Source organism: Streptomyces sp. NPDC020731 (assembly GCF_044334705.1).
GTDB lineage: Bacteria > Actinomycetota > Actinomycetes > Streptomycetales > Streptomycetaceae > Streptomyces.
Genome location: NZ_JBIRTN010000003.1, coordinates 119,912 through 146,203, shown reverse-complemented (window position 1 = coordinate 146,203; position 26,292 = coordinate 119,912). Strand labels below are relative to the sequence as shown.

Genomic DNA, 26,292 nt, shown 5'->3' with positions numbered 1-26,292 from the left:
ACCTGCCGACGAGGTGGTGCGGGAAAGCCGTGCGCCGGTCGGAAACGACGGGCGGATGCGGCGAACCGAAGAGAATTCCTGGAGGAGACGGCACCGACGCCGAAGAAGGGCGTGCCATGGGTGCTGCTCGCACTGTACCACCCGGTGCGGTGGTGGCTACGGGAGTGCGGTCCCGTACGGACGAAGGGCCCGTCGGTGACGACCGACGGACCCGCATGACCGCAGTCCTGCCCCGCGCGGGTTCAGGCGCGGTTCCCCTGGGCCTGCGCCTCGCTCGCGATCCGCTCGAACCGTGCCCCCATCGCCGCGGCGAGCGCCTGCGCACCCGACAACGGGCGCACCATCACGGTCAGTTCGCCGATGCGTCCGTCGTCGTCGACGTGGATGAAGTCGCAGCCCTCGATCCGGCGGTCGCCCACCCGTGCGGTGAACAGGAGCGCGTGGTCACGGCCGCCCGCGTCGTTGATCTCGCGCACGTACCGGAAATCCTCGAAGACCTCTGCGACCGCGCGCAGGATCGCCCCGGTGATCGCCTTGCCGGTGTACGGCTTGAACACGACCGGGCTGGTGAAGACGACGTCCTCGGCCAGCAGTGCCACGGCGGCGTCGAGGTCGTGGGCCTCCAGTGCCTCCCGGAATGCTCGCATCACGACTCCTTTAGTCAACTCGTTGAATAGGTGTGGATGAGAATAATCACTCGCTGCTAACGTGTCCACATGTCCCTGAAGTACGCCGTCCTGGCCGCCCTCCTGGAGGGCGAGGCCTCGGGTTACGAGCTGTCCAAGATCTTCGACGTCTCGTTCGCCAACTTCTGGGCCTGCACCCCCCAGCAGCTCTACCGGGAGCTCGAGCGGCTGGCGGGGGACGGGCTCATCGAGGCCCGGGTGGTACGGCAGGAACGGCGCCCGGACAAGCGGATGTTCACCCTCACCGAAGCCGGCCGCGGCGACCTGCGGGCCTTCGCCGCCGAGCCGCCCCGACGGCCCACCGCCATCCGCGACGAACTCCTGATCAAGGTCCAGGCCATGGACGGCACGGACCCCGGGGCGACGGCCGCGCTGCTCGAGGAACGGATGGCGTGGGCGCGCGGCAAACTCGCCCGCTACGCCCGCGTGCGCGAACGCCTGCTGGACGGCCGCTCCGAGGAGGAGTACCTGAGCGGGGCCGACCGGGTCGGGCCGTACCTCACCCTCCTGGGTGGAATCGCCTTCGAGGAGGAGAACCTGCGCTGGTGCGAGCGGGCGTTGACGGTGGTGCGCCACCGCGCTCGACTACGCTGACCGGATGTTCAGCCCCGAAGGCCCCCGGCTGCGCGAACTCGCCGTCCAGGCGCTGTCGTCCGTGGAACGCGGCTACGACCTCCTTGCGCCGAAGTTCGACCACACCCCCTTCCGTACGCCCGACTCGGTGCTCGACGCCACCACCGCGGCACTGCGGCGGACGGGGCCCTTCGACGCCGGGCTCGACCTGTGCTGCGGCACCGGCGCGGGCATCGACGTACTGCGGCAGGTGTGCCGGGAGGGCGTCACCGGCGTGGACTTCAGCGCCGGCATGCTGTCCGTCGCGCGGGAGCGCGTCCGGCCGCCGGGGCCGCCGGTCGGCTGGGTGCGGGCGGACGCGCGGGCGCTGCCGTTCGGGCCGGTGTTCGACCTCGTGGTCAGCTTCGGCGCGTTCGGGCACTTCCTGCCCCGTGAACTGCCGGGGCTGTTCGCGCGGGTCCACTCGGTGCTGCGGCCGGGCGGACGCCTCGTCTTCCCCGTGGTCGCGCCGCCCCGGCCCGGCTCCCCCACATACGGGATGCTGCTGGGATTCGACGCCGTGATGCGGGTGCGCAACGCCGTGTGGCGCCCGCCGTTCGTCATGTACTACCGCACCTTCCGCTTCGGGGACGTGGGGCGCGAACTGACCCGGGCGGGGTTCCGGGTGGAGTTCCAGGCCCTGCCCGAGTTCGGACGGCGCCGGGACGGCAGCCCGAAGGTCCGCCTGGTCGTCGCCGCACGGGCGGAGGCGTAGCGGGCCGAAGGACGGCCGGTGGCCGCCCGTTGGCCCGCGGCCTGTTCGGTGTGCAGGCCGCGGCGGTACGGACCCCGGCGCCCCGGCCGGCCGGCGGAAGCGCGCCCGGGGCGCCGACGCGGGTGCCGGTCAGAGGGCGGCCGGCACCGTGAACTCGTAGACCAGTACGTCCTCCTGCGCGTCCATGACGAGTTCGGTGATCTCCAGCGGACGGGCGTACTGGTCGTGCACCCGCCGGGTGACCCGGACCGACGGCGTTCCCGCGACCGGCGTGATGGTGTCGCGGTGATGCAGGGTCAGACCCGCCCGGCGCATCCAGTCGTAGGCCCGCCGCAGTTCCGCCGTGCCGGTGCCGTGGGCCCGGTCGCGGTAGCGGCCCAGTTCCTCGACCTCCGCGAGCGCCACGGCGGAAAACGATGTCACCGCCGTCCGCAGTTCCCGCCCGTCGGCCGACGCGGACCAGTAGCGGTGCACCAGTGTCGGCCGGGCCGGGGCCACTCCCAGGACCTCGGCGTGGCCGGGCGGCGGAGCCTCCCAGGTGACGGTGGCCCTGGCCACCGCGCCCCGGCCGACGCGCCGCGCGCCGAGCGGGAAGCCGGACGACGCCGGCGTCTCCACCGGCAGGCCGGGCAGCGTGACGTGGCTGCCCCGCCGGTCGGTGGCGACCAGTCCGTCACGGCGCAGCACCTGCAGCGCCTGCCGTACGGTCTCCCTGCTGACCTCGAAGTGCTCGGCCAACCGCCGCTCGCCGGGCAGGCGTTCGCCGGGCGGGATGGTCCCCTCGCGCAGTTCGCCGAGCAACTCCGTCGCGATCCTCCGGTAGAGGGGCTCCTCTTCGGCGGGTGAGTGGTCGTGCGGGGTGGTGCGGGCCATGCCGCGCCTCCTGTTGATGACGGTCCGTAGCCGTGCGGGCTCGTTGAGCCACCACATCTAGCATTGGTCTACACCACCAGGGAAGGGTGGTCAGGCAGTTCGGCCGGAACCGTACGGTCCCCTCAGGCGTACGAGTCAGATGTACGAGCGTGCCCAGCGCAGCTTGGCCGCCTCCTGGAACGCACCGCCGCCCTCATGGTCGTTGAAGTCGTACACCTCGATCGTCTTGTCGTCGTGCGCCCACGCGTTGAAGGCCCCGAACACCGTCGAGGGCGGGCAGGTCTGGTCCTCCAGGGCCGCCGAGAACAGGGCGGGCGCGCTGCCACGGGAGGCGAAGTGCACGCCGTCGAAGTAGGACAGCGTGCGCAGGGCGTCCTCGAAGCGGCCGCGGTGCGTCTTGAGGTAGGAGCCGATCTCCCGGTACGGCTGCCGGTCGGTGAGCGTGGTCGCGCGCGGGAAGTCGCAGAGGAACGGCACGTCCGGCGCGATGCCGGCCAGGTCCGGGACCAGACCGCCGACCGCGATGGTGATGCCCCCGCCCTGGCTGGCGCCCACGGCGACCGTGCGGCTCGCGTCGGTCAGCGGGTGCGACCGCGCCGCCTCCACCGCGCGTACGGCGTCCGTGAACACCCGGCGGTAGTAGTAGTTCTCGGGCGCGTCGATGCCGCGCGTCATGAAGCCGGGGTAGGCGGGAGCGCCGCCCACCGGGTCCGCCGTACCGCCGCCGGCGCCCCAGGCGCTGCCCTGGCCCCGGGTGTCCATCACGAAGTGGGCCCGGCCCGTGGACGCCCACAGCAGGTGCTCGTGCGGCAGCCCGCGGCCACCGCCGTAGCCGATGAACTCCACCACCAGCGGCAGCGGGGCGTCGGCGTCGGCGGGCAGCGTCAGCCAGCCCTTGACGGGGTGGCCGCCGAACCCGGCGAACGTCACGTCGAAGACCCGTACCGTGGACAGTCCCGTGTCGACCGGCTCGAAACGGGCGTCCAGATCGTACGCGCGTGCCTCCTCGAGCGTCTTGGACCAGAACACGTCGAAATCCTCGGGCGCGGTGGACGCGCTGCGGTACTCGCGCAGTTCGTCGAGGGGGAGGTCGAACAGGGCCATCAGGGACCGCCTTCGTGAAGAGACAGTGCGAAGCGATGACACCGTACGTGGATCACCGGCGCCATTGCCAGAGGCTTCGGGAAAAGTCCCAGGTGGCGGGCATGGAAAGCGATTGCTGTCAGGAGGCTTGGGTGGAGGGTGGCCCCCGCTCGGACGCCGCGATGCGTCCACTCCGGTCCGGTACGGGTCAACGCCCGGGTGGACCGTTCCACGACTTCGGCACGCACGCGGTGGCGGTCGGCGCGCTGCTCCAGGGCGGTCGCCCGCGTCTCACCGTGCGCCCACCGGGCGGTGACCACCCCCACCAGTGGTGCCGCTCCACACAGCAGCACGGCGACGGTCGGCACCGTCCGCTCCTCGACGACGTCCGAGTGCCGGCACAGCGGACTGCGCCGGCGCCGGCACGGCACCCGTGTTCGCGTCTCGGACCTCCCTGCCGTCACCGCGACCGGGGACACGAACGGGCTGTACGCGACAGGTGGCCCTCGGCGCCCCTGCGCGGCGCGCGGTGCGCACGGAGCAGCCCCGGCCGGACATCCGGCCGGGGCTGTGCGAGGCGGCGGGTGCCCCGGCGGGGGCGTCCCGGTCAGCCGAAGCGCTCGATACGGATGCGTTCCACGGGCTGACCGGCCGTCACGAGCAGCCTGGAGGCGTGCTCGGCAAAGGAGTTTGATCCGCACACATAGGCTTCCCACCCACTGGGAGGCTGCTTGGCCAGGAACGGCGCCACATGTGCGGCGGCCATACGTCCCACAGGCACACCCTCCGGGGCGCTGCGCGTGAACACCGGAGTGGTCTCCGCGCCGAACTCCCGCGCGTAGATCAGTTCCTCGGGGCTGCGGGCCGACACCAGCAGGCGCAGCGGCAGTCTCATGTCCCGGGCCCGGTGGTGCCGCACCATCGACATCAGCGGGACCACTCCGGAGCCGGCGCCCACCAGCAGCGCGGGCCGGTCGCCCGGCCACGCGAAGAAACCGCTGAGCGGGCCGCGCACCTCGATCCGGTCACCGGGGCGGGCCACCGTGTGGAACCAGCCCGAGACCTCGCCGCCCTCGACCCGGTCCAGGGTCAGCTCGATGTGCCCGGAGTCGTCCGGCGCCGACGCGATCGAGTAGTGGCGCTGGGCCACATAGCCGTCCTCGGCGGTCAGCCGCAGCAGCAGGTGCTGACCGGGCACATGCCCCGGCCAGCCGGGCACGGCGAACCGGAAGGTCGTCGCCCGCGGGGTCTCGGGGCGGATCCCGGTCAGTGTCGCGGTCCGCCACACGGACGCGGTCTGCTCGCTCACGCCGATCCGTCCGGGCACCGCGAACCGCGTCGGCGGAGCGAAGCGCTCCGGCGCGGCCGGTGACGTCCGGGTCATCGGTGTCATCTGCTCAGTCACCGGAGTACCGCTGCTCCTCCCAGGGATTGCCGCGCGCGTGGTAGCCGTTGCCCTCCCAGAAGCCCGGCTCGTCGTGGTCGAGGAGCCGCAGTCCCGCGATCCACTTGGCGCTCTTCCAGAAGTACAGATGCGGCACGACCAGCCGGGCCGGGCCGCCGTGCTCCGAAGGCAGCGGCCGGCCGTCGTACTCCCAGGCGATCCAGGCCCGGCCGCCGGTCACATCCGCGAGCGGCAGGCTGGTGGTGTAGCCGGTGTGTGCGTACGCGACCACATGTGTGGCCGACCCATGGGGCCGGACAACATTGAGAAACGCGTCCAGTGAGACGCCGCCGAACCGCACCCCGAACTTCGACCAGCTCGTCACGCAGTGGATGGCGCCCTCGTACGCCGAGGCCGGCAGCGCGTGCGCCTGCTCCCAGTCCCAGGTGCGGGGCTCCGCCACCAGCCCGTCGATCCGGAAGGTCCAGTCGGCGGGCGCGAGGTCGGGCGTGACCTCGGCGGACAGGACGGGCCATTCGTCGCCCGCGTCGTACTGACCCGGCGGCAGTCCGGGGTCGTGCGCGCGAGGTCGGCCGGTGAAGCCTCGGGTGATGTTCACGTGATCGGCGATTCCGTTGCGACTGGTGTTCAAGTGTTTCCGTGTTCAACCGTACGTGGTGTCCGCGGCCGGCGCGGTGCCAGGCCGGTCACGGTGCTGCGGGCGGCTCCGCCGGGGAACCGGACCACGCGTTGTAGCGCTCCAGGTACCCGGCGAACCGGCGCAGGTCCTCCTCCGGCCAGTCCGCGAGGCGCTCCCCGAAGGCCGCGCGGCGGCTCTCGGTCACCCGGGCCAGGACGCGCCGCCCGGCCGCCGTCAGCCGCACCACCTGCACCCGGTGGTCCTCCGGGTCCGGGCGCCGCTCGACCAGGCCGGACCGCTCCAGGGCGGTCACCTGGCGGCTCACCGTCGACTTGTCCAGCGCGTAGTGGGCGGCCAGGTCGGTGGCCCGGCAGCCGCCGCTCGTCTCCAGATGCCCGAGCAGCGTGTACGACACCAGCGACAGCTCGGGGTGCATCCGCCCGGCCGACGCGCGGGCACGGCGGGCGAAGACCGTCATCTCGCGCTGGATGGTCTCCACGGCCTCGGCTGCGTCCACCCGTGCACACCTCCCTCCGCGGTTTCGGGTTCCGAATGCACCGTACAGCGGCGGTGATCGTCGGGTAGTGTGGCCGTCCGGCTGAGGACCGCCCCAGCCGGGGGATGCCGAGGAGGTGAGACCCATTACCGCTGTGTCAGGTCGGGTGCTCTCACCTCGAAGCGACGCGGACCACCGGCAGTAGGTGACCGCGAGAGCGCCCTTCGGCTCCCGAAAGGCTCAGGCTCTTGCCGCACATGCCGTCTCCCTCTCCCTCCACCGTCCCGCCGTCCTCCTCCCGGGACGCCGTCGTGGCCGCGCTCCGCGCCGCCGGCTGCGTCTTCGCCGAGGACGAGGCCGAGTTGATCCTCGCCGCCGCGCCCACCCCCCAGGACATCGCCCCGATGGTCGAGCGCCGGGCGGCCGGACTGCCCCTCGAACTCGTCGTCGGCTGGGCCGAGTTCCACGGCCGGCGCATCACCGTGGAACCCGGTGTCTTCGTGCCCCGCCGCCGTACCGAGTTCCTCGTCGAACAGGCCCTCGCCCAGGCGCCGGACGCCTCCGTCGTCGTGGACCTGTGCTGCGGCTCCGGCGCCGTCGGCGCGGCCCTGGCCGCCGGACTCGGCGCGGTCGAACTGCACGCCGCCGACATCGACCCGGCCGCCGTGCGCTGCGCCCGCCGCAACGTCACCGGACTCGGCGGACAGGTCCACACCGGCGACCTGTTCGCGGCGCTCCCCGGCGAGCTGCGGGGACGCGTCGGCATCCTCGCGGCCAACGTGCCGTACGTGCCCAGTGACGAGATCGGCCTGCTGCCCCCGGAGGCCCGCGACCACGAGCCGCTGGTCGCGCTCGACGGCGGCGCGGACGGCCTCGACGTGCTGCGCAGGGTCGCCGCCGGGGCGCCCGAGTGGCTCGCGCCGGGCGGCTGCCTCCTGGTGGAGACCAGCAGCCGGCAGGCCCCCGCCGCCGTCGGCGCCTTCACCGCCGCCGGCCTGCGGACCCGCCTGGCCGCCTCCGACGAGTGGTACGCCCATGTCGTGATCGGGGTGAGGCCGTAGGACCGTTCAGGGGGGCGGTGCCGTCGCGTGGGCGATGAGCAGGGCCACGTCGTCGGAGTTGTCGGGTTCGTGCAGCGTGCGCAGGAGGAGGTCGCAGACCTCCTCCAGGGAGTCGCCGGGGCGGTCCAGCAGGGCCAGCAGCCGGTCCAGGCGTTCGTCCAGCGGATCCCGGCGCGTCTCGACGAGACCGTCGGTGTAGAGCACCAGCCGGTCGCCCGGTGCCAGCTCGACGGTGGTCGTGGAGAAGGCGACCCCGCCCACCCCCAGCGGCACGCCGGTGGGCAGATCGAGCAGTTCGGGCGCGTGTCCCGCCCGTACCCGGACCGGCGGCAGATGCCCGGCGTTGGCGATCGTGCACTGCCGCTCGCGGGGATCGTGGACGACGTAGACACAGGTGGCGATCGCCTGGTCCAGGCCGTCGGTGATCCGGTCCAGGTGCTCCAGGAGGACGGCCGGATCGAGGTCGAGGGAGGCGAGGGTGTGGGTCGCCGTGCGCAGCCGGCCCATGGTGGCCGCCGCCGGGATGCCGCTGCCCATCACGTCCCCCACGACGAGGGCCGTCTTGCCGTCCTCCAGCGGGATCACGTCGAACCAGTCGCCGCCGACCTCGCTGGTGGCGCCCGCCGGCTGGTAGCGGGAGGCGACCTCGAGGCCGCCCGTCACGGGCGGATGGCTCGGCAGCAGGCTGCGCTGCAGGGTGAGGGCGGTGTCGCGGGCGTTCTGGTACCAGCGGGCGTTGTCGATCTGCACGGCCGCCCGGGAGGCCAGCTCCCGCGCGAGCAGCAGATCGTCCTCGTCGAACGGACGGGGGTTGCGCGTGCGGGTGAGGTCGAGGGCGCCCAGCACCTCCCCGCGCGCGATCAGCGGCACGGCCAGGTACGAGTGGACGCCCGCCCGCGCCAGCAGTGCGACCGCCTCCGGGGAACGGGCGATCCGCGCCAGGTCCTCGTCCTTCACCTGCGGCACCATCACCGGCAGCCCGGTGCGCACGCACTCGGTGACCAGCCGGTCCGGCGCGTACCGGGTCACCCGCCCCGGCGGGTCGGCCGCCGCCAGTACCTCGGCCGCGTCCACCCCGCGCACCGCCAGCGCCCGGATCACCGCCGGCTCGGCGGGGCCGAGGGTACTGCGACGGCCCCGCACCACCGCGTCCAGCAGATCCACCGCCGCCGCGTCGGCCAGCTCCGGCACGGCCACGTCGGCGAGCTCGCCGGCCGTGCGTTCCAGGTCCAGGGTGGTGCCGATCCGGGCGGTGGCGTCGGCGATCACGGCGAGCCGCCGCCGCGCGGTCTCGGCCTCGGCGTTCGCCCGGTACCGCTCGGTGACGTCCACCACCGACACGGCCACGCCCAGCACCGTGCCGAGCGCGTTCTCCAGGCGGTACAGCGAGACCGTCCAGGTGTGGTCCTCGTCCGGATCGGCCGGGGTACGGCCGGTCGTGGGCCGGTCGACGACGGGCCGGCCGGTGTCGAGGACCCCGCGCGCGGCGGCCTCGAGCGCCTCGGCGTCCATCAGCGGCAGCACATCCCTGAACCTGCGGCCCAGATGCTCCTCGGCCGGAATGCCGTTGATCTGCTCCAGCGCCGGATTCACCGAGGCGTAACGCAGACCGGTGTCCAGCACGGCCAGCCCGATGGGGGACTGGGCGACGATCCGGGTCGACAGGGCCACGTCCTGTTCCAGCCGGCGTGCGGTCGACTGGTCCACCGCCAGACCGAGGGCGTACACGTTGCCCCGGGCGTCCAGCAGCCGCATGTTGCGGAACTCCACCAACCGGGTGCCGCCGTCCTTGCGCCGGATCGGGAAGGCTCCGGCCCAGCTCTGCCCGGTGCGCATGACGTCGGCGAAGAGTTTCACCACGAGGTCCAGATGCTGCTCGTGCACCATGATCCGGGCGGCGTACTGGCCCAGCGCCTCCCGCGCGCCGTACCCGAACAGCTCCTCGGCCTGGGGGCTCCACAGCACGATCCGCCCCTCGGTGTCCAGGACCACCGAGGCCACCCGCAGCACATCGAGCAGCCCGCTGGGACGTACCGGTCCATGCACCGGCCCGTCGCCGTCGGCCGGGGGTGACCCCGCTGCACTCATCGCACGCCCCGCCTTCACCGATTCCCACGGCACGTCGTCACCGATTCCCACGGCACGTCGTCACCGTGCCGACACCCCTTGTTCTACCGCGCGCGGGGCCGATTTTCCGCCGCTCCTGCCGTCCGGTTCCAGCTTCTCCCACCATCGGGGCGGGCGCCCCGCGAAGCCGTCACCGCGGCAGCGGCGCGCGGGTAGTGCTCTTCGGCGGGTGGTGCTTTGCTGAGTGGGGGCGGGGACGGCGTGGGCCACGAGAGGAGCGATCACGATGGGCAGCGAGCGACCGCACCCGGAATCCGTCTCGGTCGAGATCAGCGGATGCAGCAAGGACGACGCCCGGATCGTGTTCGACACGCTGTGCGCGTGCTTCACGTCCGACCGGTGCTCCGACGACGTACCGGAGGAGTTCTCCGAGACCCGCCCGACGGTCTGGCTCGGCACCTTCGACGTCGCCGACGCGCAGGAGGGCGCCCCGCCAAAGGCCCGGCTGGCCTCTTCGGTCGACGCCGACGCGCACGGCGGCTACTGGGCGGTCGACCGGTTCCGTACGACCCTGGGCTCCCTGTTCACGGTGCACGACCTGAGCACGGTCCCCGGCGACCAGGAGAAGGAGCTGCACGTACGTCTCGAGAGCCGGTGACGCTCCCGGCTCCGTGTGCCCTCCGTCTCTTATGCAACTAGTTGCATAAGAGGGTGCGCGTGCCTTACAACTACAGGCACGACACCGCGCACGGAGGGCCCGATGAGCCGTTACCCCCACCTGCTGACCCCCCTCGACCTGGGCTTCACCACCCTGCCCAACCGGGTCCTCATGGGCTCCATGCACGTGGGCCTGGAGGAGGCCGAGGGCGGCTTCTCCCGCATGGCCGAGTTCTATGCCGCCCGCGCCCGCGGCGGGGTCGGTCTCATCGTCACCGGCGGCATCGCCCCCAACGACGAGGGGCGGCCCTACGAGGGCGGCGCGAAGCTCACCACCGAGGCCGAGGCGCAGCAGCACCGGACCGTCACCGACGCGGTGCACCGCGAGGGCGGGCGCATCGCGATGCAGATCCTGCACTTCGGCCGGTACGCCTACCACCGGGACCTGGTCGCCCCCAGCCCCGTGCAGGCGCCGATCAGCCCCTTCCCGCCCCGCGAGCTGACCGACGCCGAGGTCGAGCGCACCGTCGACGACTACGCCCGCGCCGCCCGCCTCGCCCGGCGGGCAGGCTACGACGGCGTCGAGATCATGGGCTCCGAGGGCTACCTGATCAACGAGTTCATCGCCGCGCAGACCAACCACCGCACCGACCGCTGGGGCGGCTCCTACGAGAACCGCATGCGCTTCCCCGTCGAGATCGTCCGCCGGGTGCGCGAGGCGGTCGGCGAGGACTTCATCGTCGTCTACCGGCTCTCCATGCTCGACCTCGTGCCCGGCGGCTCCACCCTGGACGAGGTGATCACGCTGGCCAAGGCCGTCGAGGCGGCCGGCGCCACGATCATCAACACCGGCATCGGCTGGCACGAGGCCCGCATCCCCACCATCGCCACCTCGGTTCCGCGCGGCGCGTACACCTGGGTGACCAAGCGCCTCATGGGCGAGGTGACGGTCCCGCTGGTCACCACCAACCGCATCAACACCCCCGAACTCGCCGAGCAGTTGCTCGCCGAGGGCTGCGCGGACATGGTGTCGATGGCCCGCCCGATGCTCGCCGACCCCGACTTCGTCGCCAAGGCGGCCGACGGCCGGCCCGAGGCGATCAACACCTGCATCGGCTGCAACCAGGCCTGCCTCGACCACACCTTCAGCGGGCAGATCACCTCCTGCCTGGTCAACCCGCGCGCCTGCCACGAGACCGAGCTGGTGCTGTCCCCGACCCGCCGCAGCAAGCGCGTCGCGGTGGTCGGCGCCGGCCCGGCCGGCCTCGCCTGCGCGGTGAGCGCCGCCGAACGCGGCCACGACGTCACCCTGTTCGACGCCGCGAGCGAGGTCGGCGGCCAGCTCAACGTGGCCCGCAGGGTCCCCGGCAAGCAGGAGTTCGACGAGACCCTGCGCTACTTCCGCACCCGCCTCGCCGAACTGGCCGTCGACGTGCGCCTCGACACGCGCGTCACCGCCGAGGACGTGGCCGGCCACGACGAGGTCGTCGTCGCCACCGGTGTCACCCCGCGCGTCCCCGACATCCCCGGCGCCGACCACCCGAGCGTCCTCGGCTACCTCGACGTCCTCCGCGACGGCGCCCCCGTCGGCGACCGGGTCGCGATCCTCGGCGCGGGCGGCATCGGCTTCGACGTCGCCGAGTTCCTCACCGACGGCGGCGACAAGGCGCACGAGAACCCCGAGACGTACTTCCGCCGGTGGGGCGTCGACCTCGACTACCGCGCCCCCGGCGGCCTCGCCGCACCCGAGCGCCCCGCCCCGCCGCGCACCGTCCACCTGCTGCAGCGCAAGACGTCCAAGGTCGGCGCCGGTCTGGGCAAGACCACCGGCTGGATCCACCGCACCGAACTCAAGCACCGCGGCGTCACCATGGTCCCGGGCGTGCGCTACGACCGGATCGACGACGCCGGACTGCACGTCACCGTCGACGGCGAGAGCACCGTCCTGGAGGTCGACACGGTCGTCCTGTGCACCGGGCAGGATCCGCGCCGCGACCTGTACGAGGAGCTGGTCGCCGCCGGACGGGCCGTCCACCTGATCGGCGGCGCCGACGTGGCCGCCGAGCTGGACGCCAAGCGCGCCATCAAGCAGGGCACGGAGCTGGCGGCGGCGCTGTAGGCCGGGCACGGCCCGTCCCTAGGATGAGCCCATGTCACTCCCGCACGCGATCCTCACCGCCCTGCTCGAAAGGCCGTCGTCGGGGCTGGAGCTGACCCGCCGGTTCGACCGGTCGATCGGCTACTTCTGGTCCGCGACGCACCAGCAGATCTATCGCGAGCTGGGAAAACTGGAGGCCGAGGGCCTGATCCGGGCCCTTCCCGCCGAGCAGCCGGCCCGGGGGCAGAAGAAGGCGTACGAGGTCCTGCCGGCGGGGCGCGCGGAACTGGCCCGCTGGACCTCCGCGTCCCAGGACCCCAAGCCGCACCGCGACGCGATGCTGCTGCGGCTGCGGGCGGCGGCCGTGGTCGGCACCGCGGGCCTGGCGGCCGACCTGCGGCGCCACCGGGAGCTGCACGAGCACCAGTTGGCGGAGTACCGGGAGATCGAGCAGCGCGACTTCCCGCCCGGCAAGGACGGACCGGAGGACCGGCTGCGGCATCTGGTGCTGCGTGCCGGTATCGACCTGGAGACCTTCTGGACCCAGTGGCTCGACCACGCGCTGGCGGAGTTCGCCCGGCTGCCGGACGCCGGGGAGCCGGATCGTCCGGGCGCGCGGGAGGCGTGACACCGCGACGGGTCGGCGCCGGCCGCCCGCCCGGAGCGCGTCGGACGTGACGGCGGCCGGCGCCGGGTCCAAGGGGGGTGTCGTTCGGATCTTGCCGGGGCCGCGGGGCCGCGGGGCCGCAGGGTCCGGCACCGCACCCCCACGACCGGATCCCGCTCGACTCGGCTGCACGGCGTCGTTCCTCGGAGCCGGCCCGGTCCGAACGACACCCCCTAGAAGTGGCGCGGGGCGCTGCGGCGGCGCAGGTACCAGGCCGTGGCGACGATCCCGGTGCCGACCAGTGCGCCGCCCGCCACCAGCGTGACCGTGCCGTAGTCCGTCGAGCCGCCGCCGATGCCGCCCATCACCCCGCGGGACGGCGAGGCCGTGGGTGAGACCGACGGGCTGGGAGCCGTGGAGACGACGACGGACTGCGTGCCCGCGGTGTTGCCGTTCGAGCACATCACGATCACCGTGTACGTACCCGGACCGACGTTCGACCAGGCGGCGGACTGTCCCGAACCGCTTCCCGACAGCGCCACCTGGCGGCCCTGCGAGAAGCTCGTCTGGCTGCTGGTGAGCAGCGAGGCGGTGCCCCAGTGGCCGTTGACCTGGGTGCACGCACTGGTGCTGACCGAGACCGTCGACCCGGTGGTGCTGACGGAGATCCCGGCGGCGGCGGCCGGTCCGGCCAGGGTCAGCGCGAGCGCGGCGGCGGCAGCCGCGGTCGGACCGGAGCGGAGCAGTGGCTTCGAGTTGCGCATGTCGACTGCCTTCCGGCGGCACGGCCGGCGGTACATCCCTTGCGCCGCCGAGGTCGGGGAGCACCCGTGCTGCCACGAGGCAAGCCAACGGGCAGCCGGACCGGCGCGCACTCCGGTCGCCGCCGGGCAGGTGACGCGTTCCTCCTGGTGGCCGACGCCATGGGACCGGGTCAGCGACCGGCGCCCGTCGTCACCGCGCGCTCCGCCGAGAAGCCGCCCCAGGTCCCGTCCGGCAGCATCGCCCGGATCCGCACCCGGTGGGCGACCCCGGCCTCCTGACCGGCGTAGAAGCGGTACGTCGCCCGGTCGCGCGGGGCGTCACCACCGTAGACGAGTGAGGTGGCGACCCGGCCGTCCAGGTGCACCTCGTACTCGGTGACCACCCCGTCGACGCGCGGCGGCACCCAGTGGAGGACGATGTGGTACGCGCCGTCGGACCGCTCGCTCGTGGCCCGGAAACCGGTGGGAGCGCCGGCCCGGTCCTCCGCGCCGCCCGCGGTGGTGAGGCGGACGGTGGCGCCGGCCGGGGAGAGGTTGTCGGCCGCGTCCCGGGCCCGGACCGTGAAGGAGTAGCGGGTGCCCGGCCGCAGCCCCGTCACCACGGCGGCCGTTTGGTTCCCGCCCACACTGTGGATCTTCGTTCCGCCCTGGTAGATGTTGTACGAGACCACACCCCGGTCGTCCTTCGCGGCGGACCACGACAACTGGGCCGCCCTGCTCCCGGCGGCCCGGCCGCGAAGCTCCGCCGGACGGGTGGGAGCGGTGTCGTCGGCCGTGACCGCCCCGGGCGTCGTCGCCCGGACCTCCCGGCTGCGCTGCCCGAGCCGCCCGTCCGCGTCCCGGGCCCGCACCGTGAACACATATGTGGTCGCGGGCCGGAGCCTGGTGACGTCCACCATGTGCTCGGCACCAGGCACTTCTTTCACCTTTGTGGTGCCCCGGTACACCTCGTAGTGACTCACCTCGGCGTCGGCGGCGACCGCGTTCCACATGACGTGCACGCTGGTGGCGCTGCCCGCCTCGGCGGTGACACCGGTCGGCGCTCCGGGCGGCCGTTCACCACCACCGCCGTCGTCCGATCCTCCCCATCGGCAGGAGGCGAGCAGCAGGAGGATCCCGCCGAGCGCGAGAAGGCGACGCGGGGACACGGCTGGGGGAACGCCACGCACGACTCTGCCTCCCGGGGCGGCACACGGGAACGCCCGAACAATGGTCCGTACCAATATGGCCGAGCTGACGCGATCACATCAAGAGGGCGGAGGCGGGAGAGTGTTCGCGCGCGTTACGTGTGCCGAACTCCGAACGGGCCGAACCGCCTCTCGCGGCAGGGGGGGTTCGGGCCCGTGGCGCGGACCGCTGTCGTCACGGGCCCCGCATCGGCGCGGGCGGCCGGGCGACCCGGGCCGGTACGGACCCGGGCCCCGGCCCCTGCCACGATCGCTGGTGCGATCGTGCGCCGCCCGGCCTGTCGGGACCGCCACTCCGCGACATCGGGACGAAATGGTGCAAAGTGCCCGTGAGTGTGCGCCGTGTCCCCGACGAGAGGCCTCCCTTGATCGTGTCCCGTGTCCAGTCGCTCACCCTGGCCATGGCCGGTGTCGCCCTGCTGACCCCCTCGACGCCCCCCACCACCGCACCCCAGCCCCGTACCGAACCGGCCGTACGGCGCACGGCCCCGGTCCCCGCCGCCGACCTGCCGGCGAAGGCGCGTACCGAACCGGCCGTACGGCGCACGGCCCCGGTCTCCGCCGCCGACCTGCTGGCCAAGGTACGCGCCTGCGCCCCCGTCTCCCACGGCCGCTACCGTGAGGACCACGACGCCAAGGCCACCGTCCCGGTGTGCGGCACCCGCGACGCCGTGTTCTGGAAAGCCGACATGGACATCGACTGCGACGGCCGCCCCGGTCGCCGCTGCAACGCCCGCACCGACCCGTACTTCTCCGCCTCCACGGCCTTCGCCCAGTCCGACGGCCGTCCGCTGAGCGCCGAGGAGACCCCCTACGTGGTGGTGCCCGCGCCCAGCGCCGTGTGGAACCACCGGTCCCACGGCGTGCGCGGCGGATCGGTCGTGGCGGTGGTGTACCGCGACCGGGTGCGGTACGCGGTCGTCGGCGACACCGGCCCCGCCGACATCATCGGCGAGGCGTCCTACGCCGCGGCCGAGTCGCTCGGCATCGACCCCGACCCGCACGGTGGCGGCACACCCTCCGGCGTCACCTACATCGTGTTCAAGGACAGCCGGGTGACCCCCATCGAGGACCACCGGGCCGCGGTGACGGCAGGGGAGCGGCTGGCCCGGCGGTTCGTGGACGCCGACGGCTGAACCGGCCGGGTGCCGCCGTCCTCCTCACACCTTCCGGTACGTGTACGCCTCCACGGCCGCCGCCTCCACCGCCGCCAGGTCCGCCCCCGTGGAGGCCGTGACCACCGCGGCCACCGCACCCTCCACGAACGGCGCGTCCACCAGCCTGGTGTGCTCGGGGAGTTCGTCGCCCTCGGCGAGCAGCGCCTTCACGGTGAGCACCGCGCTGCCCAGGTCGGTCAGCACGGCCACCCCCGCCCCGCGGTCGACGGACGCGGCCGCCGCGGCGATCAATTCGGCGCTCGTGCCGAGCCCACCGCCCTCGGTGCCGCCCGCCGGCGCCACGGGAACCGCCCCGCCGGCACCCGCCAGATTCTTCGCCAGCTCCGCCACCGACGCGGCCACCGCCGCGCTGTGCGACACCAGCACGATCCCCACCGGCTTCTCGTCACTCACCGTCGGCCTCCGCGTCCGCCGTGGCCGTCGCGAGCCCGGCGATCAGCAGCGCCGCCGACGTGGCCCCCGGATCCTGGTGCCCGATACTGCGTTCACCCAGATAACTGGCCCTGCCCTTGCGCGCCCGCAACGGCGTCGTCGCCACGGCACCCGCCTCGGCGGCGTCGCGCGCGGCGGCGAAGGAGTCACCGAGGGCGTTCACCGCGGGCACCAGCGCGTCGATCATCGTCTTGTCGCCCGGTGCGGCACCACCGAGCTGCCGCACCGCGTCCACCCCGGCGCGCAGCGCCTCGGCCAGTTGCCGCTCATCCACCTCGGCGGCGTCCCCGAGCGCCTTGCCGGTGCGGCGCAGCAGCGTCCCGTACAGCGGACCGGACGCACCGCCCACCGTCGAGATGAGCAGCCGCCCGGCCTGGATCAGCACCGCTCCGGGAGTGGCGGGCGGCTCCTTGTCCAGCGCGTCCTTCACCGCCCGGAACCCGCGCTGGAGATTGCTGCCGTGGTCGGCGTCCCCGATCGGCGAGTCGAGCGCGGTGAGCCGCGCCGCCTCGCGGTCCACGGACGCGGCGGTGGCCGTCATCCAACGGCGGAAGAAGTCGGCGTCGAGCACGGGAACTCCTCACGTGGTAGGTACTCCTGAACCATGGCACCGCGTTCCTCACATGCCCCAGCGCAACCCCGGAGTCCGCACCGGCGCGTCCCACAGCCGCAGCAGTTCCTCGTCGATCTGGCACAGGGTGACCGAGACGCCCGCCATGTCGAGGGAGGTGACGTAGTTGCCGACCAGGACACGGGCCACGGGGACCCCGCGTTCGCCGAGCACCCGCTGCACCTCGGCGTTGAATCCGTACAGCTCCAGCAGCGGGGTGGCGCCCATGCCGTTGACGAGGACCAGGACGGGGTTGCGCGGCGTGAGGTCCTCCAGGATCGCGTCGAGGGCGACCTCGGCGATCTCACCGGACGTCATCATCGGCCGCCGCTCCCGGCCCGGCTCGCCGTGGATGCCGATGCCCAACTCCAGCTCGCCGGACGGCAGATCGAAGGTGGGGCTGCCCTTGGCCGGCGTGGTGCAGGCGCTCAGCGCCACACCGAAGCTGCGGGAGTTCTCGTTCACCTGCCGGGCGACGGCCTCCACCTGCTCCAGCGGTTGGCCCTCGTCCGCCGCCGCGCCCGCGATCTTCTCCACGAACAGGGTCGCCCCCGTACCCCGCCGGCCGGCCGTGTACAGGCTGTCGGTCACCGCCACATCATCGTTGACCAGCACCCTCGCGACCTGGAGGCCCTCGTCCTCGGCCAGCTCGGCGGCCATGTCGAAGTTGAGCACGTCACCGGTGTAGTTCTTCACGATGAACAGCACCCCGGCCCCGCTGTCGACGGCCGCCGCGGCCCGCACCATCTGGTCGGGCACCGGGGAGGTGAACACCTCGCCGGGACAGGCCGCCGACAGCATCCCCGGCCCCACGAAACCGCCGTGCAGCGGCTCGTGCCCCGACCCCCCGCCGGACACCAGGCCCACCTTCCCGGCCACGGGCGCGTCCTTGCGTACGATCACCCGGTTCTCCACGTCCACCGCCAGCTCGGGATGGGCCGCCGCCATCCCCCGCAACGCGTCCGCGACCACGGTCTCCGGGACGTTGATGAGCATCTTCATGGGTACCTCCTGGGGGAGCTTGGCGGGTGTGGGTCCTCGACCCGATTTCTTGCTGGTCGGAGCAGGTGTGCATGGTTCTCGGTCCTGGCGGTTCGTAGCGGCCGGAAGCGGGCCGGTCGAAGTCCTCCTGCCGGAAGTATCGACCTTGCGGGAGCGAAGGTCACGTGCTCGGGTGCCCAGGCGTGCCTGAGGGCGGGGCAGTCTGCCGCCCGTTCCACGCGGCGGGCGACGGTGAGGCCGGGACACGCGCGGCGCTTCCCGTACTTCGGGATCCGGACGGCATGCTGCCGCCGATCGACCGGGGCGCCGGCACCGGTGAGCGCGCGGATGGCGCCCCGTGGACGGCCGTGTGCGCGGCTGGTGCGGTCGGCCGGTCGGCCGGTCGGCCGGTCGGTCAGGGCGGCGAGGGTGGTGTCGAGGTCGGCGGTCCTGGGCTGGTCGTGGGGGAGCTCGGCGAGGATCCTGGCCATGCCGCAGGTGAGGGCGAGGATCAGGGCACTCACGCTGTGGCACCGCCGCTGCCGGTGATCGGGCGGCCGAGCGGCAGGTGCGGCGCGCCGGGCGCGTGCCCGGCCTCCCGCTCCGGTGTCTCACGCACGTCCAGCAGCACGGTCCGGCCGTCGCCGACGTGCTGGTGGGCCTGCTGGGCGGTGAGGCGGCCGGGGCCGCGGCGCAGAAGCGGGAACATGGTGCGATGACCGGCGTCAAGGCCGCCCCGAGGGCCGGGTCCGGCCGCGACCCGGAGGACTGCCCGATCCCCGGTGCCCGCGACCCGGCCCCGGCTCGATCCCCTGCGTCCTACGGCCGTGAGCTGCGGCGCGGCCGAGATGCCCGCACCCTGAAGAGGGAACATCGGGTTGTTCCCGGCGGACGGCGAGGAGAACACCATGGCGAAGAGCGGTAGCGGAGGCGAGAAGCCGAGGAAAGGCGACAGGGTCTCCTGGAAGAGTCACGGCAGTGAGACCGAGGGCACGGTGGAGGAAAAGATCACTGAGCGCACGGAAGCGGCGGGACGAACGGTGGACGCCTCACAGGAGGATCCGCAGTACCAGGTCCGCAGCGAGAAGTCCGGTGGGTCCGCGGTGCACAAGTCGTCCGCGCTGAAGAAGAAGAAGTGAACGGCGTGGAAGGCGACGAGCGGAAAGAAACCTGGGACGAGTTCCGTGAACTGGTGAACATGAAGCCGGCCGAACTGGAGAAGTGGCTGGCCTCGGAACAGTCGCGGAGTGCCGGGCAGCACGAGGACGCCGGCGAGTCCACCGGGCACGCTTCCGGCCGCCGGATCGTGGAGATCCTGCGCGCCGGGAAAGATGATCTCTCGGACGACGATTACCGGCACATGCGCAAGGTGGTCGGCTACGTCCGGCGGCACCTTGCCCAGCGGCCCTCGGGCGACGTTCGGGATACCCGGTGGCGACATTCGCTCATGAACTGGGGTCACGACCCGTTGGCATGACACGCAAGTCGCGTACACCGGGGTCAGGGGCCGCACGCCCGGAAGGCGGTCCGACGCGACGGCACGACTCACGCCGGGGACGGCGGGCACCGGCGGAGGCCGTGCAGGCCGCGGAGGCCCGGTCCTGTTCCGCGGGTGAGTGCCGCCGGGGATGCGCGTCGGGCACCACCTCCTCGACGCGTTCACGGGCCCGTGCCGTGGACACGACCCTGTTCGATCACCAGGTGCGACCGGTGCGCCCCGGGGCGGGAACGGCCGGCGTCGGACGCCCGCTCGAGACGCGACGACCGACGCCGCCGGTGACGCGCGCGGCGGCGAGTTTGCCGCTGAGGAGCACCGTCGGTACGCCGACGCCCGGAGTGGTCCCGCACCCTGCCAGTACCACGTTCTCCACCCCGCGCACGAGGTTGCGCGGCCGGAACGGTCCGGTCTGGGCGAACGTGTGGGAGACCGAGAAGGGGCTGCCCGCCGCGTGACCTCGTGCCGTCCAGTCCAGGGGAGTCACCAGGAGTTCCTCCTGGACGCTGTCCGCGAACCCGTCCATGCCCCGCCGCTCCAGCTCGCCGACCAGGCGGTCGCGGTAGCGCGGGCCGAGATCCCGCCATGCGGCGGCATCGGGGCCGACCGCCGTGTTCGGGCAGGGGGCGAGGACGTAGTGAAGGTGGCCGCCCGGCGGTGCCAGGGCGGGATCGTGCGCGGTCGGGCGGGTGATCAGCAGTGAGGGGTCGCTCATCAGGTCGCCCGAGCGGGTCAGTTCGTCGAACGTGCGCTCCCACGCGGTGCCGAAGGAGAGCGTGTGGTGGGCGAGGTGGGGCCAGGTGCGGTCGGTTCCCGCGTGCAGGATCACGGCGGACGGCGAGTGACGGAGCCGCACCGGGCGGCGGGGCGCGCGTCCCAGCAGCCGGTACGCGGCGGGCAGCTCACCCGTCAGTACCACCGCGTCGCACGGGATCCGCTCACCCGAGGCGAGACGCACGGCACGTACCCGGCCCGCAGGACGTTCCAGAGCGCTCACTTCGGCCGTCCAGCGCAGGTCGGCACCGGCCGCCGCCGCCACGTCGGCCATGGCGCGGGGGAGTGCGTGCATGCCTCCCTTGGGAAACCAGACGCCGGCCACGGTGTCCATGTACGCGATCACCGCGTAGGCCGCGAGGGCCCTGGCCGGCGCCACACCGGCGTACAGGGCCTGGAAGGAGAAGACACGGCGCAGGCGGTCGTCGGAGAGGAAGCGGCCGATCCGGCCGTCCAGCCGCCCGAATCCGCCCAGCACCGCCAGCCGCGCCAGATCCGGGTGCAGCAGCTGGAAGGGCGAGTCGAAGTTGGTGTCGATGAACCGGCGCATCTGGGCCCGGTACAGACGCTCCAGCCATTGCCGCAGGTCGCGGTAGCCGGCCGCCTGTGCCGGTCCGGCGAAGCGTCGTACCTCCGCCTCCATCGCCTCGCCGTCGGTGTGCACGTCGAGCGAGGTCCCGTCCGCGAAGCACGCCCGGTAGGCCGGATGCAGAGCCGTCAGCTCGACGTGACGCTCCAGGCTGTCACCGACGGCGGCGAACGCCTCGTCCGCGAGGTGCGGCATGGTCAGCACGGTGGGGCCGGTGTCCACCTGGTACCCGCCGAGTCGCACGCGCCCGGCCCGGCCGCCCGGACCGGCGTCCTGTTCGACGACCGTGACCCGGCGGCCGGCGCCCAGCAGGTGCAGGGCACAGGCCAGTCCGGACAGTCCGGCTCCCACCACGACGACATGGTCCGTCGGACCCGGCACCGTCCTCATACGGCCTCCTCGGCACGGCGCGGCGCCACACCCGACGCGCGTTCGACCAGTGCGGCGAACTCCTGCCGCACGGCGGGCCCGGCGCGCCGGCCGGCGGCCCGCAGCCCGTCCGTGGTGTGCTCGTGGGCTCCGGCCGGTGACGCGCCGGCGAGGGTGTGCGGCACCCGCGTGGCGTCTCCCGAGCCGCCCGCAGCGCGTCGGCCGCGCCACACGAACGCCGGGCGCGGCCGCTCGCCGAGGATGTGCTCGAGGACGGCGCCGGGCGCGGTGGGAGGGGCGCCGACGGGTTCGGCCGCCGTCGGCGGCAGTGCAGGCATCCACAACCTCATCTCGTTCCCGGTCGTCCGCACGCCGGTGCTCCCGCCGAGTGCCCCGGTACGGATGCGCTGATTCCTGCCCGGCGCGAGGCCGGTTCGGGGAAGCGTTCACTCCACCGGCCCATCCCGGTACGGCTTATGGCGGTGTCACCCCGCGCGGGTCCCGCCGCCCGGGGGAGGGAACGCGCCGGGCGCAGGAGGTGACGCCCGCGGCCATGGGCACCTCCGCGGCTTCGCACTCGGCGGCGACCGCGCGGACCTCCCGGACGACCGGTCCCGCGCGGACGACGGGACACCCGCCCCGCCGGCGCGGAGAGGCGGGGAGGCCGTTCGGGCAGTCGGCGAGGAAGGCCCGCCGGTCGGCTGCGCCGAAGCCGGCCGTGTGGACCCCGGAGTCACGCACGAACAGCGGCACCACCTCGTCCGCCGCCCTCGGCGCGCAGCGGCGGATGGTCGCGCGGACGCGGATCCGAGGCGAACAGAACGGCGGCGGCGGTCACGGCGCCCTCCTGGTGCGGTGACGCGGGGTTGCGTGTGTCACCGCCGGACACGTCGCCGGCCGCGGAGGCGCCGGACGCGGTCGGCGTCCGACCTGCTCTCACGTGCGCTCATGCCCTTGGCCGCGGCCTGCGTGATGTTGCGGGCCATGCCACCGAAGACGACGGCGTGGAACGGGGAGACGGCCCACCAGTAGGCATGGCCCAGCAGACCACGTGGGTGGAACAGGGCGCGTTGCCGGTAGTGGATCCGTCCCTCGGCGTCCTTCTCGACGTACATCTCCAGCCACGCCAGGCCCGGCAGCCGCATCTCCGCCCGCAGCCGCAGGAGGTGCAGGGGTTCGATCTCCTCGACCCGCCAGAAGTCCAGCGAGTCCCCGACCCGCAACCGCTCGGCGTCCCGTCGTCCGCGGCGCAGGCCGACGCCGCCGACGAACCGGTCCAGCCAGCCCCGGACCGCCCAGGCCAGGGGGAAGGAGTACCAGCCGTTGTCACCGCCGATGCCCTCCACCACCTTCCACAGCGACTCCCGGGACGCACGTACGGGCAGCCGCCGCTCGTCCTGGTAGAGGCTGCCGCCCGCCCAGTCCGGGTCCGTGGGCAGCGGGTCGCTCGGCGCCCCCGGTACGGCGGCGGACGACCACCGGGTGGCGACCTGCGCCTCCCGGACCCGCCGCAGTGCCAGGGACAGCGCCTCGTCGAACGGCAGGGGCCGGCCCGGAGAGTCGGGCACGTACCCGGCGATGTCGTGTTCCTGGCAGACGACCTCGTGGCGCAGCGACTCGGTGAGAGGCCGTGCGATGGCGGCCGGTACGGGGGTGACGAGGCCGACCCAGTGACTGGACAGCCGCGGCGTGAGGACCGGCACGGACACGATGAGCCGGCGGCGCAGCCCGGCGACAACGGCGTAACGGTGCATCATCTCCGCGTAGGTGAGGACATCCGGTCCACCGATGTCGAACGACCGGTCGACGCCTTCCGGCATGGCCGCCGAGCCGACGAGGTAGCGCAGCACGTCGCGGACCCCGATGGGCTGTGTGCGGGTGTGGACCCAGCTGGGGGTGACCATGACGGGCAGGCGTTCCGTGAGATAGCGCAGCATCTCGAACGACGCCGACCCCGAGCCGATGACGACCGCTGCCCGCAGCACCGTGGCGGGCACCGGGCCGTCGAGGAAGATGCGCCCGACCTCGGCCCGGGAGCGCAGGTGCGGTGAGAGGGAACGCTCGGGTACGTCTCGCGGCGTGAGTCCGCCGAGGTAGACGACGCGCCGTACACCGGCGGCGTGCGCCTGCTCGGCGAAGATCCGGGCCGCGCGGCGGTCGGTGTCCTCGAAGCCGGAGCCGGACCCGAGAGCGTGCACCAGGTAGTACGCGACATCGATGCCGCGCATGGCCGCGGCCACCGAATCGGCGTCCGTCACGTCCCCGCGAACCGTTTCGGTGTGTCGCGCCCAGGGATGGTCACGCAGTTTGCCCGGGGAGCGGGCCAGGCAGCGGACTCGATGACCGGCCTGCAGCAGCTCGGGCACCAGACGTCCGCCGATGTAGCCGGATGCCCCGGTGACCAGGCAATGCAGCCCCCCTGCGCTCTGCTGTCCGTCCGTGCCCAAGGGAATTCCTCCGTGCGCTCGATGTCCGACGCCCTCATGTCCTGCCGTTCGATCATGGCCGCAAGAGCGTGTCCGCGCCCGCCGTGGTGGCACGGCCGACGGACTCGACGACGCGCCGCCAGGGCCGGTACCACCGGCCCTGGCGGCGCGGTCCGCCGGTGCCGTACGGCCGGAGGGGACGGTGATGGACCCCGGCCGTCCGGGGTACCCGTCACCGGTCACGGATTCGCAGGCCGGCGGTCGGGAAGGCGGCACGCAGGTGAACACACGACGTGGTACGGCACTGGTGACGGGAGCCTCGTCCGGCATCGGCGCGGCCTACGCCGGACGGCTGGCCGCCCAGGGACGGGACACCGTCCTCGTGGCCAGGCGGGCGCAACGGCTCGACGATCTCGCGCGGCGGCTGCGCGAAGCGACGGCCACGACGGTGGAGACGCTCGTGGCCGACCTGTCCGATCCCGACGACCTGGCACGGGTGGCGCGGCGTGCGGCGGGCGACGACATCGAGTTCCTTCTCAACAACGCGGGGATCAACGGTTACGGCCCGTTCGCCGACCTCGAACCGGAGCTGATGACGAAGGTCGTCGACATCAACGTCCGCGCCGTCACCGCACTCACGCGGGCGGTGGTCCCCGCCATGCTGGAACGCGGGCGGGGCAACCTGGTCAACGTGGCCTCGCAGCTGGCCTTCGCGGGTGCGCTGCCGCCGCATCCGCTGCCCGAACGCGCGGTGTACGGGGGCACCAAGGGCTATGTGGTCACCTTCACCCGCACCCTCGCCGCCGAACTGGCAGGCACACCGCTGCGGATCCAGGTGCTGTGCCCCGGGCTGACCGCCACCGAGTTCCACCGGTCGCGTGGTGACGAGCCCGTCCCGGGAAGGGAGCAGTCCCCGCACGAGGACGGCGGCATGTCCGTGGAGCAGGTCGTCGACGCCTCACTGGCCGCACTGGACGCCGGCGAGGCGGTGTGTGTACCGGGGCTCGGCGACCCGGGCCCGGTCGCCGACCTGGCGAGGGCGGAGCTGGCGATCAGGACGGCCGCCCGCCGGTGCGGGAGCCGACCCGGCCCCGACGCGGCGGGATCGAGCACCCACGAAGAGGGTGCTCATATGTGAAATGGATGTCACATATGAGCACAAGAGGCTTATGTGCGAGACCGGTGGGAACTCGGAGTCGAACAGCTCGCCGCTTGCCGTCTCCGGCGGGGCGGCTTCCCGGACCGGGACAGTCAGGTGTCCGTCCTCATCACCAGGAGTCGTCATGACCGTTCGCATCGGCGTGGAGGAGGAGTTCCACCTCGTGCAGGTGGAGACCGGTCTGCCGGCGTCACGTGCCGACGCGGTACTGCGAGGACTCCCCGGACGGACCTTCGCGACCGAGTTGCAGCAGACGGCCGTGGAGACCAACAGCGAAGTGCACGCGTCCCTGGACGGTCTGTACGGCGATCTGATCGGCGCCAGACGGACGCTGGACGCGACGGCTTCCGCTCACGGCCTGGCCGTGGTGGCCGCGGGCACGGCCCCGCTGGCACGCCCGGGCGGCGTGCTGCCCACCGCCGGTGTCCGCTACCGCCGCATGTTCGACGAGTACCGGAAGGTCGCCGACGAGCAGCTGATCTGTGGAGCCCACGTCCACGTCGACGTCCCCGACCGCGACACCGCGGTACGGATCATGTGCAAGGTGTCACCGTGGCTGCCCGTGCTGCTCGCCCTGTCGGCGAGCTCTCCGTTCTGGCTGGGCGCCGACACCGGCTACGCCAGCTGGCGCACCATGCTGTGGCAGCGCTGGCCCACCGCGGGACCGATCGGATGCTTCGCCGACGCCGGCGAGTACGACGGGGCCGTGCGAAGCCTCGTCGGCTCGGGCGTCATCAGCGACCCGGGGATGATCTACTACGACATCCGGCCCTCCGCCCACCAGCAGACCCTCGAACTGCGCATCTGCGACTCCTGCCCGCGGGCGGAGACGGTCGTGCTCGTCGCGGGACTCTTCCGGGCGCTCGTGACCGAAGCACGTCAGCGGCTGGAGAGTCCGGCGGATCCCCGCTGCGAGGGCCGGCACGAGTGGCTGCGTGCCGCCGCCTGGCGGGCCGCCCGGTCCGGTCTCGAGGGAAACCTGGTCGACCCGGAGACACGTCACGAGGCGTCCGCGGCCCACGTCGTCCGCGCTCTGCTGAGGAAGGTGCGTCCGGTGCTCATGGCGAACGGTGACTGGCAGACCGTTCGGACGCTCACGGAGCAGGCGCTGGCGGACGGCAGCGCGGCTCGCCGCATCCGCCGTACCGCCCACCGCGAGTCCCTTCTGACCTGCACGGATCTGCTGATCGCCGAGACCCGGGGCGGAAGGCTGAGCAGGCGCCGGCCTGCCGGGCGCCCGGCCGGGCGCACCCCACCGGGCCATGTGGGCGCCGACGCTTCCCGTACCCGGCCGGCCAGGACGCCCGGCCGTTGAGACGGATCCATCCCACAGGCGGACCCCCGCCGCC

Annotated in this window: 27 protein-coding genes and 2 pseudogenes; 11 read left to right on the top strand and 18 right to left on the bottom strand. The window is 73.1% G+C overall.

The window, feature by feature from the left end; translation table 11 throughout:
- Nucleotides 1–242 precede the first annotated feature (242 nt).
- Nucleotides 243–647, bottom strand: coding sequence for a nuclear transport factor 2 family protein (locus ACH4VX_RS05745; protein ID WP_398366067.1), 405 nt, complete (start codon nt 645–647; stop codon nt 243–245).
- Between the two features lie 69 nt (nt 648–716).
- Between ACH4VX_RS05745 and ACH4VX_RS05740 the strand changes: the two genes are divergently transcribed.
- Entirely contained in the window at nt 717–1,280 is a 564-nt protein-coding gene (locus ACH4VX_RS05740) for a PadR family transcriptional regulator (protein ID WP_398366066.1), read from the top strand.
- Between the two features lie 4 nt (nt 1,281–1,284).
- The gene (locus ACH4VX_RS05735; RefSeq protein WP_398366065.1) at nt 1,285–2,013 is read left to right on the top strand and encodes a class I SAM-dependent methyltransferase; all 729 of its coding nucleotides are present in this window, start codon (nt 1,285–1,287) and stop codon (nt 2,011–2,013) included.
- A 129-nt stretch (nt 2,014–2,142) separates the two neighbouring features.
- Here ACH4VX_RS05735 and ACH4VX_RS05730 read toward each other — a convergent pair whose 3' ends face one another.
- From ACH4VX_RS05730 to ACH4VX_RS05710, 5 genes are all read right to left on the bottom strand, one after another.
- Nucleotides 2,143–2,886, bottom strand: coding sequence for a GntR family transcriptional regulator (locus ACH4VX_RS05730; protein WP_398366064.1), 744 nt, complete (start codon nt 2,884–2,886; stop codon nt 2,143–2,145).
- Between the two features lie 135 nt (nt 2,887–3,021).
- A complete protein-coding gene (locus ACH4VX_RS05725; protein WP_398366063.1) occupies nt 3,022–3,990 on the bottom strand; it encodes an acetylxylan esterase in 969 nt (322 codons plus the stop codon).
- Between the two features lie 586 nt (nt 3,991–4,576).
- Nucleotides 4,577–5,353: a ferredoxin reductase gene (locus ACH4VX_RS05720; RefSeq protein WP_398366304.1), complete on the bottom strand. Its 777-nt coding sequence runs from the start codon at nt 5,351–5,353 to the stop codon at nt 4,577–4,579.
- A gap of 13 nt (nt 5,354–5,366) precedes the next feature.
- Nucleotides 5,367–5,972, bottom strand: coding sequence for a sulfite oxidase-like oxidoreductase (locus ACH4VX_RS05715; RefSeq protein ID WP_398366062.1), 606 nt, complete (start codon nt 5,970–5,972; stop codon nt 5,367–5,369).
- An 88-nt stretch (nt 5,973–6,060) separates the two neighbouring features.
- Entirely contained in the window at nt 6,061–6,510 is a 450-nt protein-coding gene (locus tag ACH4VX_RS05710) for a MarR family winged helix-turn-helix transcriptional regulator (RefSeq protein ID WP_398366061.1), read from the bottom strand.
- A gap of 236 nt (nt 6,511–6,746) precedes the next feature.
- Here ACH4VX_RS05710 and ACH4VX_RS05705 point away from each other — a divergent pair, with 236 nt between their 5' ends.
- Complete coding sequence (locus tag ACH4VX_RS05705) at nt 6,747–7,550, top strand: putative protein N(5)-glutamine methyltransferase (RefSeq protein WP_398366060.1); 804 nt, start codon at nt 6,747–6,749, stop codon at nt 7,548–7,550.
- Between the two features lie 6 nt (nt 7,551–7,556).
- On the opposite strand, the gene ACH4VX_RS05700 is transcribed toward ACH4VX_RS05705, so the two are convergent.
- Nucleotides 7,557–9,638 carry a SpoIIE family protein phosphatase gene (locus tag ACH4VX_RS05700; protein ID WP_398366059.1) on the bottom strand — a complete coding sequence of 694 codons (2,082 nt, stop codon included), beginning with the start codon at nt 9,636–9,638 and terminating at the stop codon, nt 7,557–7,559.
- A 265-nt stretch (nt 9,639–9,903) separates the two neighbouring features.
- Between ACH4VX_RS05700 and ACH4VX_RS05695 the strand changes: the two genes are divergently transcribed.
- The 3 genes from ACH4VX_RS05695 (at nt 9,904) to ACH4VX_RS05685 (ending at nt 13,000) form a co-directional block, all read left to right on the top strand.
- Nucleotides 9,904–10,275 carry a hypothetical protein gene (locus ACH4VX_RS05695; protein WP_398366058.1) on the top strand — a complete coding sequence of 124 codons (372 nt, stop codon included), beginning with the start codon at nt 9,904–9,906 and terminating at the stop codon, nt 10,273–10,275.
- A 102-nt stretch (nt 10,276–10,377) separates the two neighbouring features.
- Nucleotides 10,378–12,393 (top strand): FAD-dependent oxidoreductase, encoded by a 2,016-nt coding sequence (locus ACH4VX_RS05690; protein ID WP_398366057.1) that lies wholly within the window; start codon nt 10,378–10,380, stop codon nt 12,391–12,393.
- A 31-nt stretch (nt 12,394–12,424) separates the two neighbouring features.
- Complete coding sequence (locus tag ACH4VX_RS05685) at nt 12,425–13,000, top strand: PadR family transcriptional regulator (RefSeq protein WP_398366056.1); 576 nt, start codon at nt 12,425–12,427, stop codon at nt 12,998–13,000.
- 212 nt (nt 13,001–13,212) lie between these two features.
- Here the strand turns inward: ACH4VX_RS05685 and ACH4VX_RS05680 are convergent, their stop codons facing one another.
- Nucleotides 13,213–13,743, bottom strand: coding sequence for a hypothetical protein (locus ACH4VX_RS05680; protein ID WP_398366055.1), 531 nt, complete (start codon nt 13,741–13,743; stop codon nt 13,213–13,215).
- A 170-nt stretch (nt 13,744–13,913) separates the two neighbouring features.
- The gene (locus tag ACH4VX_RS05675; RefSeq protein ID WP_398366054.1) at nt 13,914–14,912 is read right to left on the bottom strand and encodes a fibronectin type III domain-containing protein; all 999 of its coding nucleotides are present in this window, start codon (nt 14,910–14,912) and stop codon (nt 13,914–13,916) included.
- Nucleotides 14,913–15,331: 419 nt separating this feature from the next.
- Between ACH4VX_RS05675 and ACH4VX_RS05670 the strand changes: the two genes are divergently transcribed.
- On the top strand, nt 15,332–16,066 hold the full coding sequence (locus ACH4VX_RS05670) for a glycoside hydrolase family 75 protein (protein WP_398366303.1): 735 nt from the start codon (nt 15,332–15,334) through the stop codon (nt 16,064–16,066).
- Between the two features lie 24 nt (nt 16,067–16,090).
- Here the strand turns inward: ACH4VX_RS05670 and ACH4VX_RS05665 are convergent, their stop codons facing one another.
- From ACH4VX_RS05665 to ACH4VX_RS05645, 5 genes and pseudogenes are all read right to left on the bottom strand, one after another.
- On the bottom strand, nt 16,091–16,501 hold the full coding sequence (locus ACH4VX_RS05665) for a PTS-dependent dihydroxyacetone kinase phosphotransferase subunit DhaM (protein WP_398366053.1): 411 nt from the start codon (nt 16,499–16,501) through the stop codon (nt 16,091–16,093).
- Entirely contained in the window at nt 16,494–17,111 is a 618-nt protein-coding gene (gene dhaL / locus ACH4VX_RS05660) for a dihydroxyacetone kinase subunit DhaL (protein ID WP_398366052.1), read from the bottom strand. The genes ACH4VX_RS05665 and dhaL overlap by 8 nt, the downstream gene beginning before the upstream one ends.
- 48 nt (nt 17,112–17,159) lie before the next feature.
- Nucleotides 17,160–18,152, bottom strand: a complete 993-nt coding sequence (gene dhaK / locus ACH4VX_RS05655; RefSeq protein WP_398366051.1) for a dihydroxyacetone kinase subunit DhaK — start codon at nt 18,150–18,152, stop codon at nt 17,160–17,162.
- A 386-nt stretch (nt 18,153–18,538) separates the two neighbouring features.
- A pseudogene (locus ACH4VX_RS05650) lies at nt 18,539–18,640 on the bottom strand (transporter); the annotation flags it as partial.
- An 11-nt stretch (nt 18,641–18,651) separates the two neighbouring features.
- Nucleotides 18,652–18,840: a rhodanese-like domain-containing protein gene (locus ACH4VX_RS05645; protein ID WP_398366050.1), complete on the bottom strand. Its 189-nt coding sequence runs from the start codon at nt 18,838–18,840 to the stop codon at nt 18,652–18,654.
- A gap of 199 nt (nt 18,841–19,039) precedes the next feature.
- Between ACH4VX_RS05645 and ACH4VX_RS05640 the strand changes: the two genes are divergently transcribed.
- Both ACH4VX_RS05640 and ACH4VX_RS05635 read left to right on the top strand, forming a co-directional pair.
- Nucleotides 19,040–19,270, top strand: coding sequence for a DUF2945 domain-containing protein (locus tag ACH4VX_RS05640; RefSeq protein WP_398366049.1), 231 nt, complete (start codon nt 19,040–19,042; stop codon nt 19,268–19,270).
- 5 nt (nt 19,271–19,275) lie between these two features.
- Nucleotides 19,276–19,608 (top strand): DUF3140 domain-containing protein, encoded by a 333-nt coding sequence (locus ACH4VX_RS05635; protein ID WP_398366302.1) that lies wholly within the window; start codon nt 19,276–19,278, stop codon nt 19,606–19,608.
- Between the two features lie 217 nt (nt 19,609–19,825).
- Here ACH4VX_RS05635 and crtI read toward each other — a convergent pair whose 3' ends face one another.
- From crtI to ACH4VX_RS05615, 4 genes and pseudogenes are all read right to left on the bottom strand, one after another.
- Entirely contained in the window at nt 19,826–21,379 is a 1,554-nt protein-coding gene (gene crtI, locus ACH4VX_RS05630) for a phytoene desaturase family protein (RefSeq protein WP_398366048.1), read from the bottom strand.
- Nucleotides 21,376–21,696, bottom strand: coding sequence for a hypothetical protein (locus ACH4VX_RS05625; RefSeq protein ID WP_398366047.1), 321 nt, complete (start codon nt 21,694–21,696; stop codon nt 21,376–21,378). The genes crtI and ACH4VX_RS05625 overlap by 4 nt, the downstream gene beginning before the upstream one ends.
- Nucleotides 21,697–21,880: 184 nt before the next feature.
- Nucleotides 21,881–22,196, bottom strand: a pseudogene (locus ACH4VX_RS05620) (deoxyribodipyrimidine photo-lyase); the annotation flags it as partial.
- Nucleotides 22,197–22,233: 37 nt separating this feature from the next.
- Nucleotides 22,234–23,805, bottom strand: a complete 1,572-nt coding sequence (locus tag ACH4VX_RS05615; RefSeq protein WP_398366046.1) for an SDR family oxidoreductase — start codon at nt 23,803–23,805, stop codon at nt 22,234–22,236.
- A gap of 259 nt (nt 23,806–24,064) precedes the next feature.
- Between ACH4VX_RS05615 and ACH4VX_RS05610 the strand changes: the two genes are divergently transcribed.
- Together ACH4VX_RS05610 and ACH4VX_RS05605 are read left to right on the top strand one after the other, a co-directional pair.
- Nucleotides 24,065–24,922 carry an SDR family NAD(P)-dependent oxidoreductase gene (locus ACH4VX_RS05610; RefSeq protein WP_398366045.1) on the top strand — a complete coding sequence of 286 codons (858 nt, stop codon included), beginning with the start codon at nt 24,065–24,067 and terminating at the stop codon, nt 24,920–24,922.
- 145 nt (nt 24,923–25,067) lie between these two features.
- Nucleotides 25,068–26,258 carry a glutamate--cysteine ligase gene (locus ACH4VX_RS05605; protein ID WP_398366044.1) on the top strand — a complete coding sequence of 397 codons (1,191 nt, stop codon included), beginning with the start codon at nt 25,068–25,070 and terminating at the stop codon, nt 26,256–26,258.
- Nucleotides 26,259–26,292: the final 34 nt, after the last annotated feature.

Coding starts and splice junctions, on each gene's coding strand:
- ACH4VX_RS05625 (WP_398366047.1), bottom strand. CDS start 21,696: ATGCCTGCACTGCCGCCGACGGCGGCCGAACCCGTCGGCGCCCCTCCC.
- ACH4VX_RS05690 (WP_398366057.1), top strand. CDS start 10,378: ATGAGCCGTTACCCCCACCTGCTGACCCCCCTCGACCTGGGCTTCACC.
- ACH4VX_RS05670 (WP_398366303.1), top strand. CDS start 15,332: ATGGCCGGTGTCGCCCTGCTGACCCCCTCGACGCCCCCCACCACCGCA.
- ACH4VX_RS05705 (WP_398366060.1), top strand. CDS start 6,747: ATGCCGTCTCCCTCTCCCTCCACCGTCCCGCCGTCCTCCTCCCGGGAC.
- ACH4VX_RS05720 (WP_398366304.1), bottom strand. CDS start 5,353: ATGACCCGGACGTCACCGGCCGCGCCGGAGCGCTTCGCTCCGCCGACG.
- ACH4VX_RS05725 (WP_398366063.1), bottom strand. CDS start 3,990: ATGGCCCTGTTCGACCTCCCCCTCGACGAACTGCGCGAGTACCGCAGC.
- ACH4VX_RS05700 (WP_398366059.1), bottom strand. CDS start 9,638: ATGAGTGCAGCGGGGTCACCCCCGGCCGACGGCGACGGGCCGGTGCAT.
- ACH4VX_RS05605 (WP_398366044.1), top strand. CDS start 25,068: ATGACCGTTCGCATCGGCGTGGAGGAGGAGTTCCACCTCGTGCAGGTG.
- ACH4VX_RS05685 (WP_398366056.1), top strand. CDS start 12,425: ATGTCACTCCCGCACGCGATCCTCACCGCCCTGCTCGAAAGGCCGTCG.
- ACH4VX_RS05695 (WP_398366058.1), top strand. CDS start 9,904: ATGGGCAGCGAGCGACCGCACCCGGAATCCGTCTCGGTCGAGATCAGC.
- ACH4VX_RS05730 (WP_398366064.1), bottom strand. CDS start 2,886: ATGGCCCGCACCACCCCGCACGACCACTCACCCGCCGAAGAGGAGCCC.
- ACH4VX_RS05745 (WP_398366067.1), bottom strand. CDS start 647: ATGCGAGCATTCCGGGAGGCACTGGAGGCCCACGACCTCGACGCCGCC.
- ACH4VX_RS05735 (WP_398366065.1), top strand. CDS start 1,285: ATGTTCAGCCCCGAAGGCCCCCGGCTGCGCGAACTCGCCGTCCAGGCG.
- ACH4VX_RS05740 (WP_398366066.1), top strand. CDS start 717: ATGTCCCTGAAGTACGCCGTCCTGGCCGCCCTCCTGGAGGGCGAGGCC.
- dhaK (WP_398366051.1), bottom strand. CDS start 18,152: ATGAAGATGCTCATCAACGTCCCGGAGACCGTGGTCGCGGACGCGTTG.
- ACH4VX_RS05645 (WP_398366050.1), bottom strand. CDS start 18,840: ATGTTCCCGCTTCTGCGCCGCGGCCCCGGCCGCCTCACCGCCCAGCAG.
- ACH4VX_RS05680 (WP_398366055.1), bottom strand. CDS start 13,743: ATGCGCAACTCGAAGCCACTGCTCCGCTCCGGTCCGACCGCGGCTGCC.
- crtI (WP_398366048.1), bottom strand. CDS start 21,379: ATGAGGACGGTGCCGGGTCCGACGGACCATGTCGTCGTGGTGGGAGCC.
- ACH4VX_RS05640 (WP_398366049.1), top strand. CDS start 19,040: ATGGCGAAGAGCGGTAGCGGAGGCGAGAAGCCGAGGAAAGGCGACAGG.